Source organism: Neobacillus pocheonensis (assembly GCF_050477905.1).
GTDB classification, from domain to species: domain Bacteria; phylum Bacillota; class Bacilli; order Bacillales; family Cytobacillaceae; genus Neobacillus; species Neobacillus pocheonensis_A.
The window spans coordinates 143,654-152,285 of the sequence record NZ_JBCNAD010000038.1; the positions used below are offsets into that span (position 1 = coordinate 143,654).

9 protein-coding genes and 1 pseudogene are annotated in these 8,632 nt (G+C 37.2%); 6 read left to right on the top strand and 4 right to left on the bottom strand.

Features of this window, described 5'->3' with window-relative positions:
* Nucleotides 1-18 precede the first annotated feature (18 nt).
* Complete coding sequence (locus tag ABES02_RS20980; protein ID WP_430139279.1) at nucleotides 19-552, top strand: 1,2-dihydroxy-3-keto-5-methylthiopentene dioxygenase; 534 nt, start codon at nucleotides 19-21, stop codon at nucleotides 550-552.
* 376 nt (nucleotides 553-928) lie between these two features.
* Complete coding sequence (locus ABES02_RS20985; protein WP_430139280.1) at nucleotides 929-1,171, top strand: aspartyl-phosphate phosphatase Spo0E family protein; 243 nt, start codon at nucleotides 929-931, stop codon at nucleotides 1,169-1,171.
* Nucleotides 1,172-1,183: 12 nt separating this feature from the next.
* On the opposite strand, the pseudogene ABES02_RS20990 reads toward ABES02_RS20985, so the two are convergent.
* A pseudogene (locus tag ABES02_RS20990) lies at nucleotides 1,184-1,914 on the bottom strand (ZIP family metal transporter).
* Between the two features lie 375 nt (nucleotides 1,915-2,289).
* Between ABES02_RS20990 and ABES02_RS20995 the strand changes: the two are divergent.
* The 4 genes from ABES02_RS20995 to ABES02_RS21010 are packed head-to-tail and all read left to right on the top strand — an operon-like array spanning nucleotide 2,290 to nucleotide 5,752.
* Nucleotides 2,290-3,114: an electron transfer flavoprotein subunit beta/FixA family protein gene (locus ABES02_RS20995; protein ID WP_430139281.1), complete on the top strand. Its 825-nt coding sequence runs from the start codon at nucleotides 2,290-2,292 to the stop codon at nucleotides 3,112-3,114.
* 34 nt (nucleotides 3,115-3,148) lie between these two features.
* Entirely contained in the window at nucleotides 3,149-4,180 is a 1,032-nt protein-coding gene (locus ABES02_RS21000) for an electron transfer flavoprotein subunit alpha/FixB family protein (protein WP_430139283.1), read from the top strand.
* Nucleotides 4,173-5,468, top strand: a complete 1,296-nt coding sequence (locus ABES02_RS21005; RefSeq protein ID WP_430139285.1) for an FAD-dependent oxidoreductase — start codon at nucleotides 4,173-4,175, stop codon at nucleotides 5,466-5,468. The genes ABES02_RS21000 and ABES02_RS21005 overlap by 8 nt, the downstream gene beginning before the upstream one ends.
* The gene (locus ABES02_RS21010) at nucleotides 5,468-5,752 is read left to right on the top strand and encodes a ferredoxin family protein (protein WP_307289207.1); all 285 of its coding nucleotides are present in this window, start codon (nucleotides 5,468-5,470) and stop codon (nucleotides 5,750-5,752) included. Before ABES02_RS21005 ends, ABES02_RS21010 begins: the two co-directional genes overlap by 1 nt.
* A gap of 390 nt (nucleotides 5,753-6,142) precedes the next feature.
* On the opposite strand, the gene ABES02_RS21015 is transcribed toward ABES02_RS21010, so the two are convergent.
* The 3 genes from ABES02_RS21015 to ABES02_RS21025 all read right to left on the bottom strand — a co-directional run bounded on the left by ABES02_RS21015 (nucleotide 6,143) and on the right by ABES02_RS21025 (nucleotide 8,553).
* Entirely contained in the window at nucleotides 6,143-6,922 is a 780-nt protein-coding gene (locus ABES02_RS21015; RefSeq protein ID WP_430139303.1) for an enoyl-CoA hydratase/isomerase family protein, read from the bottom strand.
* 152 nt (nucleotides 6,923-7,074) lie between these two features.
* Nucleotides 7,075-7,983: a R2-like ligand-binding oxidase gene (locus tag ABES02_RS21020; protein ID WP_430139287.1), complete on the bottom strand. Its 909-nt coding sequence runs from the start codon at nucleotides 7,981-7,983 to the stop codon at nucleotides 7,075-7,077.
* Between the two features lie 396 nt (nucleotides 7,984-8,379).
* The gene (locus ABES02_RS21025) at nucleotides 8,380-8,553 is read right to left on the bottom strand and encodes a hypothetical protein (RefSeq protein ID WP_430139289.1); all 174 of its coding nucleotides are present in this window, start codon (nucleotides 8,551-8,553) and stop codon (nucleotides 8,380-8,382) included.
* Between the last annotated feature and the right edge of the window lie 79 nt (nucleotides 8,554-8,632).

An 8,632-nucleotide genomic window follows, 5' to 3' on the forward strand; every position in this document is an offset into this window, starting at 1 on the left:
TTAAAGGAGAGTTTAATTATGGCATATATTACCTTTCAAAACAAAGATGAACAAATCCGCGAACAAGAAGAAGTAGCTAGCTTTCTAGCAGCACAGGAAGTTATTTACGAAAATTGGGATATTAACAAACTCCCAGCCACACTCGTGGAAAAGTATTTATTAAGCGATGATGAAAAAGAAGAAATCTTAACTGTTTTCGCTGGAGAAATTGCTGATATTTCGGCACGACGAGGCTACAAAGCCCAAGATGTAATTTCTTTATCTGAAAATACACCCAATCTGGATGTGTTATTGACCAACTTTAAAAATGAGCATCATCATACTGACGATGAAGTTCGTTTTATTGTGAGCGGGCATGGTGTTTTCGTTATTCAAGGAGAAGATGGTGAATTTTTTGAAGTTCACTTGAATCCTGGCGACCTAATTTCAGTACCTGAAAATACAAGACATTATTTTACCTTAGAAGAAGACCGGAAAGTAGTTGCGGTCCGTATCTTTGTTACAACCGAAGGCTGGGTGCCAATTTACGAAAAATTAGAAGTGAACCAATAAAATACTTAATAAAAAACTGGCTGCAGATTCTGCTGGCCAGTTTTTTGTTTGGAAGCTAAATCAATAGGTAAATTTGACTAAAAAATATATCGATAAAATAATGAAAGCCCTTTCAATTTTATCAACTGACAAAAATGAGAAAAAATAATCCGTTCATTATTTGAATGTACTGAGTCAAATCTTGCTTTCATCATTTATGAATATTGTCGAAAAACCATAGAAATGACGAAGAATTTTGTCGAATATCATGAGAAATAGAAAGTTTTGTCTACTTTTGCGAATGTATTTACTTTTATAAAAATTCTTGTCATAATTCTTCAAGTAGTCTACTTTTTTAGCGTTTTAAAGTAAGAATGTATGAGGCAGGGGATTAACATTGTACGAGAATAGTAATAATCATTCCGACATGATTGAAGAAATTAAAGCCAAGAGGGAATTAATGATAAATTGTGCCAATACACAGGGCTTTACAAGTGAAGAAACGATAAAATACAGCCAAGAACTTGATGAATTGATTAATAAGTATCAAAAAGTCATGGGTCAAGCTCCAAGGCCAAATGAAGAAGTGAAATTCGCCTTTCAACAAATGGTCATGATTTGGCCAAGAGTTTTGGTATAAATAATTTCTAAATTAAAAAATATCAATTATGAATACCATGAGAAGAAGCCCAGAGATAAACGCGTAGGTTGATACGCGTTCATTTCCATCTCCATGGCTTTCTGGTATTAATTCTTTATAAATAATATACAACATTGCTCCTGCTGCAAAAGATAAACCAAATGGGACAAGTCCTTGAACAAATGAAGTCAACATATATCCTAATAGAGAAGTAACTATTTCAATCGCACCAGTTAAAGTTGCAATTACGAAGGCCTTCCTTTTACTAATTCGCTGATTGATTAAAAATAATGCGACCAGGAGGCCTTCTGGCGCATTCTGTGCACCTATAGCTAAGGCAATTAAATTTCCAGTATCTCCTTCTTGTGAAGCATAACTGACGCCAACTGACAATCCTTCAGGAATATTATGCAGAGTAATCGCCGAAATGATTAATAAGGCCTTCTCATCAAACTGTATTCCTTTATGGTTATGCTCTAGGTCGATATGTGGAATATTTTTCTCCAGAATGGTTAAAACCACAACCCCCAAACAAACTCCAATAAAAAGCGCTGTAAAGCCGCCATATTTTAATGATTCTGGTATAAGGCCAATGGTTGAGGCAGTCATCATAATCCCCGCACTAAAAGCTAATAAAACATCCTTCCAGCGATGTGTAACGGATTGATGAATAAAAAGGATCACCAAAGCTCCAGCCCCGGTTGATAAGCTGATAAAATGCTGCCAAAAATAACTTCTGCCATAGAATCCTCCTAACAAAAATTCTAAAAAAATAAATGCAAAATTTCTACAATATTAGACTGTTGCTGTGATTTTTATCATTGTTTATATCTCAATATTTCTTATAGTTAAATTAGTACTATTTCGATACAAAACACTCATCATGATTAACTACATATATTATTGCTTCTACTTTTTCTTCTTTCAGCTTTCAATAAAAGAATATCATTTCTCTTTCGATTTAAGTTTAAATCAATCAAGAAAAAAAAGAAAACTATCAATCTTGGGTAATATGCTTTTATTTCGATTCATATATCGTTAATAAAAGCATTTTAAATAACCAAAGAAGGCAAACGCTTTCAACATTCTTAGACTATATGGAGGAGGGAAAGTCCTACATGCACATTGTCGTATGTGTCAAACAAGTACCCGATACAAAAATTATTAAAATTAATCCCAAAACAAACACTCTCGACCGTCGAAGTGCGCCAGCTATTTTGAATCCGTATGATGCCCATGCGGTTCAAGAGGCTGTGAAAATTAAGGAAATAACTGGCGGTACAATTTCGGTACTATCAATGGGACCGCCGCAAGCAACTGCCGTTATTAGAAAAAGTATTGAAATAGGTGCAGATAGAGGCTATTTAATTTCAGACCGTGCCTTTGCGGGAGCGGATACGCTGGCAACTAGTTACGCTTTATCGAAAGCGTTAGAAAAAATTAATAACGAAAATCCCGTAGATATGATTATTTGCGGCAAACATGCTATCGATGGTGACACTGGACAAGTAGGGCCAGGGATTGCCAGGAGATTAGATATACCGCCAGTAACAAATGTAATTGAGGTTACTGAGGTAAATCAGCAGGAAAAAACTGTATTGATTAAACGGAAATTAACAAACGGCTATGAATTAATCCAATCACAGCTGCCATGCTTGTTAACGGTTGAAAAAGAAATTAATGATATTGAATATTCGCCAATGCCTAACATGATTAAAGCAGCAAGATATGAATCAATTATCTGGGCAGTTAGCGACCTCGAAAATGTTGATCGAGGACAGCTTGGCTTAAAGGGTTCACCAACTATTGTTGGAAAGATGTTTACACCTCCAAGACCAGAAGGTGGAAAAAGGCTAGAAGGAACTGCAGATGAGCAAGTGAATCAGCTCATGGAAGTTCTGATGGAGAAAAAAGACCTATTCACATTACAACCATCTAAATAATATAGACTAATTTTTTCCGCAGGGAGGGGTTTACATGAATCTAGACGATTATCGTGGAGTATGGGTATTTATTGAACAAAATGATAATAAGATAGAAGGAGTTTCACTTGAGTTACTTGGTGCCGGCCGGAGGTTAGCGGATAAATTACAAGCACCATTAGCAGGATTTCTATTAGGTTGTGAAGTTAAACCATTGGCTAAAGAGGTTATTGCCTACGGAGCCGATGTTGTTTATCTTATTGACCATCCTGTATTAAAAGATTACCGTACAGAGTCATATATGAATGGTGTTATGCTGCTTGCTGAAAAGTATAATCCTGAAATTATCCTTTATGGTGCAACACCAAACGGTAAAGACTTAGCAAGTGCGGTTGCGACTGATTTAAGCACCGGTTTAACTGCAGATACAACGATGCTTGATGTCGATGTAGATAATAGATTGCTTGAAGCAAGCCGGCCAGCATTTGGCGGTAATATTATGGCAACTATTCTTTGTAAAAAGCACCGTCCTCAAATGGCCACCGTCAGACCAAAGGTTATGAAAGCATTAGCTCCAGATACAAGTAGACTTGGGAAAATTATTGAAGAGAAAATTTCCCTGAATGAAGAAGATATGCGGACAAAAGTGCTCCAAATTGTGAATGACGTAACAAATAATGCCAAATTAGCGGATGCACATGTCATTGTTTGCGGTGGAAAAGGGATGGGTGATTTGCAAAACTTCCAGCTCATTCATGAATTGGCCGAAACAATTGGTGCTAGTGTTGGCGGAACGCGAGACGTTGTTGAAGCCGGATGGCTGAAGCATGAACAGCAAGTAGGCCAAACCGGGGAAACGGTAACACCGAAAATCTATTTTGCAATTGGAATATCAGGAGCTATCCAGCATGTAGTGGGTATGAAAAATTCTGAGTTCATTATCGCCATTAATAAAGATCCGAATGCGCCAATTTTTGATGTCGCAACATACGGGATTGTTGGAGATGCAATGGAAATTGTGCCTAAACTAATCGAGCAATTTATACATCTTAAAGCAGAAAAAGGCGGTGAAGTGAGCTATGTCTGAAAAATTTGATGTCATCGTGGTTGGAGCAGGTCCAGCAGGCACATCTTGTGCATTAACTTGTGCAAGGAATGGCTTAAATGTATTGCTTATTGAACGAGGTGAATACCCTGGAGCTAAAAACGTCATGGGCGGGGTATTGTACCGTAAGCAAATGGAGGATCTGATTCCTGAATTTTGGAAGGAAGCACCGCTTGAAAGACCCGTGATTGAGCAGCGCTTTTGGATGATGGATAAAGAATCTGTTGTTAACTTCGGCTATAAAGGTCTTGAATGGGGCATTGAACCATATAATAACTTTACAGTCTTACGAGCCCAATTTGACCAATGGTTTGCTAGTAAAGCCGTTGAAGCAGGTGCTCTGCTTATCAACGAAACTGTTGTAACCGAATGTATTGTAGAAAACGGCAAGGTAATCGGCGTTCGCACCGACCGTCCGAATGGGGAAGTATATGCTGATGTCGTTGTTCTTGCTGATGGAGTAAATTCACTTCTTTCCAAACAGCTAGGCTTCCATAAAGAATTCCGTCCGGATGAAGTAGCATTAACAGTCATGGAAGTTATAAATCTACCAAAAGAAAAAATCAATGATCGCTTTAACCTAGAAGATAACCAAGGTTGTACCATTGAGATTTTTGGTGATTCAACAAAAGGCAACCTCGGAACCGCGTTCCTATACACTAATAAGGACAGCTTAAACATAGGGGTAGGAACTACCCTCTCTAGTATGATTAAAGCGAAATTAAAGCCATATGAGCTTCTAGATTACTTGAAAAATCACCCAATGGTAAAACCGTTGATAACAGGCGGAGAATCGGCCGAATATCTTGCCCATCTCATTCCCGAAGGTGGCTATCGATCCGTGCCGAAGGTGGCTGGTAATGGTGTTATTGTTATTGGGGATGCAGCTCAGCTTGTTAATGCCATTCATCGAGAAGGTTCGAACATGGCCATGCATTCTGGCTTATTAGCCGCTGAATCTATCCTTGAAGCGAAACATCGAGGAGACTATTCTGAAGCTAGCTTGAATATCTATCGTGAGAAGCTTTATGATAGCTTTATCATTAAAGACTTAGAGAAATACAAGGATGCTGCTCATACATTTGAGAAATATCCGCAATACTTTAATGAATATGTTCCAATGATGAACAAAGCAATGAGCAAATTCTTTACCGTGGATGGAACACCAAAACGCGAAAAACAAAAGCAAATAATGAAGAGTGTGACAGCAGAAAGAGGAACGCTTCGAGTATTACAAGATATTTATCGTGCTTGGAAGGCGGTGAAATAATGTCTACTAAAAATATCGAAGAAAAACAGTATCTTCTCCGTTTTAAGTGTGACACGAAATCCCATTTAACTGTACTAGATCATGATGTTTGCATGACCCAATGTCCTGATAAACTTTGTACAGTCTTCTGCCCGGCTGAAGTGTATAAATGGGAAGGAACTAGGATGCAGGTTGGCTATGAAGGCTGTCATGAATGCGGAAGCTGCCGTATTGGCTGTCCATACCAGAATATTAAATGGGAATATCCGAAGGGCGGGCATGGTATTGTCTTCCGTTTAGCCTAATAAAAAAGTGCTGTTTTAATTCCTCTGATAGGCCTCAGAAGGGGTGGAACTATTACCGTTTAGACAAATACTGAATGACCTTTGCACCAAACAGACTCAGTTAGATTTTGCAGGTTCTTCCGCCGGAGATCTAATAGAAATCATTAATTTCATTCAAAACTAATTAATGAGTAGGAATTTTTAATAAGAATTGAACAGGGTAGAGATGAACGGAGAATATTAAACTTGTCAGTATAGAATTTCAATAATAGAAGGCTGTATTTGGCAATTAAAAAATACTTCAAATGGCAGTATCTTTTATGAATGTAAAAAGAGCCAAAATACGCAAGTAGTGCATAAAACTTGCATATTTAAGGCTCTTTAATTTTATTCTTGATTGCAAGAATTTACCTATTCTCCTTTGAACACGGGCTTTCTCTTCTCAGCAAAGGCTTTAACCCCTTCTTGAACATCTTTGGTACCAAAACATTGTTTAATAAAAGCGTACTCTTGTTTTAAAATCGTTGTAAGATCAGTGTCAGGGCTTGCAGCAAGCAATCTTTTAGAAAGCGTCATTGCAACCGGCGGTCCTGCCGCTAATTCCCTGGCAAAATTCAATACCTGTTTCTTAAATTCTTCATCAGGGAATATCCCGTTCACCAATCCAATTCGTTCTGCTTCTTCAGGGTAAATGTCCCGACCGGTTAAGATCAATTCGGCAGCCTTTGCCTGGCCGACCAACCGCGGTAAAAAATAACTCATTCCCGCATCAGGGCTGAGACCGCGGCGAATGTATCCAGCTGTTACCCTTGCATCAGCAGACATGAAGCGGATGTCACAAGCCAGAGCTAGCGCGAGTCCTGCACCAGCAGCTATCCCATTGATTGCAGCAATAACGGGCTTATCACAATGAACAATTCCCAATGCTTGATGACCAACCCAACCCAATTCATCTAATTTTTGATGACGAGATTGTGCGCCTTGATTTCTCTTCGCATAATCGGTCAAATCAAGACCTGCACAGAATCCTCGTCCACTCCCGGTAATGACTATGACACGGACATCATCGTCAGCAGAAGCCTCCTTAAATGCTTGGATAATCTCAGAGCTAAGTTTATCATTGACGGCATTAAGACGTTCAGGTCTGTTTAGTGTCAGTGTACGAACCCCATCCTTCGTTTCGATAATCATATGTTCCAACTTTTATTCCTCCTCAATAATTTAATTTTTAATTCGGATACCTTCTTTCACTGATTTCGAGCCATCCCAATCTTTAACTCTTGCACACGTCAAAATCTTTATTAATTCTCGAAATAGTTTCTTTTAACAATTTATTTTTTCATTTATTGTAAAACAGGCTCTTCTTCAATATTCAATACTTCTTCTAAATTGTTTTCACGAGCACGTTTAAGAATATCAAGGCGTACATTCATCTGTTTTTTCGCAAACTCCAACATGTCATTATTATCAACTCCAAAAGTTTTAACACCACTTTGAATGTGTTCGTCTGGGTTTTTACCATTTGTAATTGACCCTATGCACAATGGCATCAGTTCATTTATTCTGTTAGTTATTACATTATAAATGTGGTCACCGTGTTCTTTAATTAATCGCTGCAGTAAATATGTACCGTAACTAATGTGACGTGATTCATCCATTTTTAAAAGACTGATACCTTCTAACAGCCCTGGTAATTTCCCCAATTTCCCGACACCCGAATAAAAAGCATGGTATCCTGTTTCAGCCAATACCCCTTCCACAACCATATTGTAGGTTGTGGAAGCTATTGCTTGTGCTTCAGGTGACTGATCATGTGCTAGCCTTTCCATTGCTGCTGGTAGTTCTTCATAAAATATTTTCTTATAAGCCTCATTATGATACCGTGATAAATCTTCTTTCGAACCAACAACTTCTTCCAGGAAGCGTGTGAAAAATTCTAAATGCTTGGCTTCTTCAAACAAAAATGTAGTTAAATACATCTCCTCTTCTAAGCGTCCTTCTTTTGCAATCATCATAACTAACGGGAGTAGGTCAATCGTAACGGCTTCTTCTCCACCGGCAAATTGTGCAATTTGAATCAAAATATTCTTTTTCTCAGCTTCTGTCAAAGTTTCCCAATCAAGCCTATCTTGACTGAAATCAATATCTTCTGGATTCCAAATACCAAATTTTTTTGCTTTTACATAGAGCTTATATGGAAATAGCTCAGTATTAAGACGACTTTTACTAACTGATTGTATTTTATCACGCATAAAAGATTCCTCCCAAGAAAGTAATGAATGAACAATCATTCATTTTTACCTTTAATTAACTTCATCTTTCATATTTCAAGTGTATATTCACTAAAACAATGAATGAATAACTAATTAGATAAAATGAATGACCATTCAATCTAAAATAAATTTTACTATTTATCTTTATAACATTGCAATTATATTTTTTAAAATTTCGTAAAAATCCTACTTCTTTTTCCATCTTTTTATTTAGATGAACAATTTTCATGTGGTTTTGGTTTATCTACTAATTTCTTTATCTCCTGAGCCCTAGTATGCTAACGCTTCCATTTTAGTTCCTCCTTTAAAATAATATGATAACAATATAATATTAACAATACTGATTTTTATAGGTCCATCCAATTTTAAAATATTTTAACCATCCACCACTTTGTATTCCTGACTTTTATTAATTTGACTTCCCTGATTGCTTTTGTTCATCAAATACACTTTGTAGAGAAGAAATAATAAAGCAACTAATGGAATTAACAAACAAATAGCGAAAATCAAGTATGAGTAAATATCATGGCTGTAAAACCAATCTGGCATTGGAACCACTCCAAAAATGAATTATTTTTAGTGGTTTACAATAAATGAGGCGGTCATTTTCATACAGATAGGTAAGGCT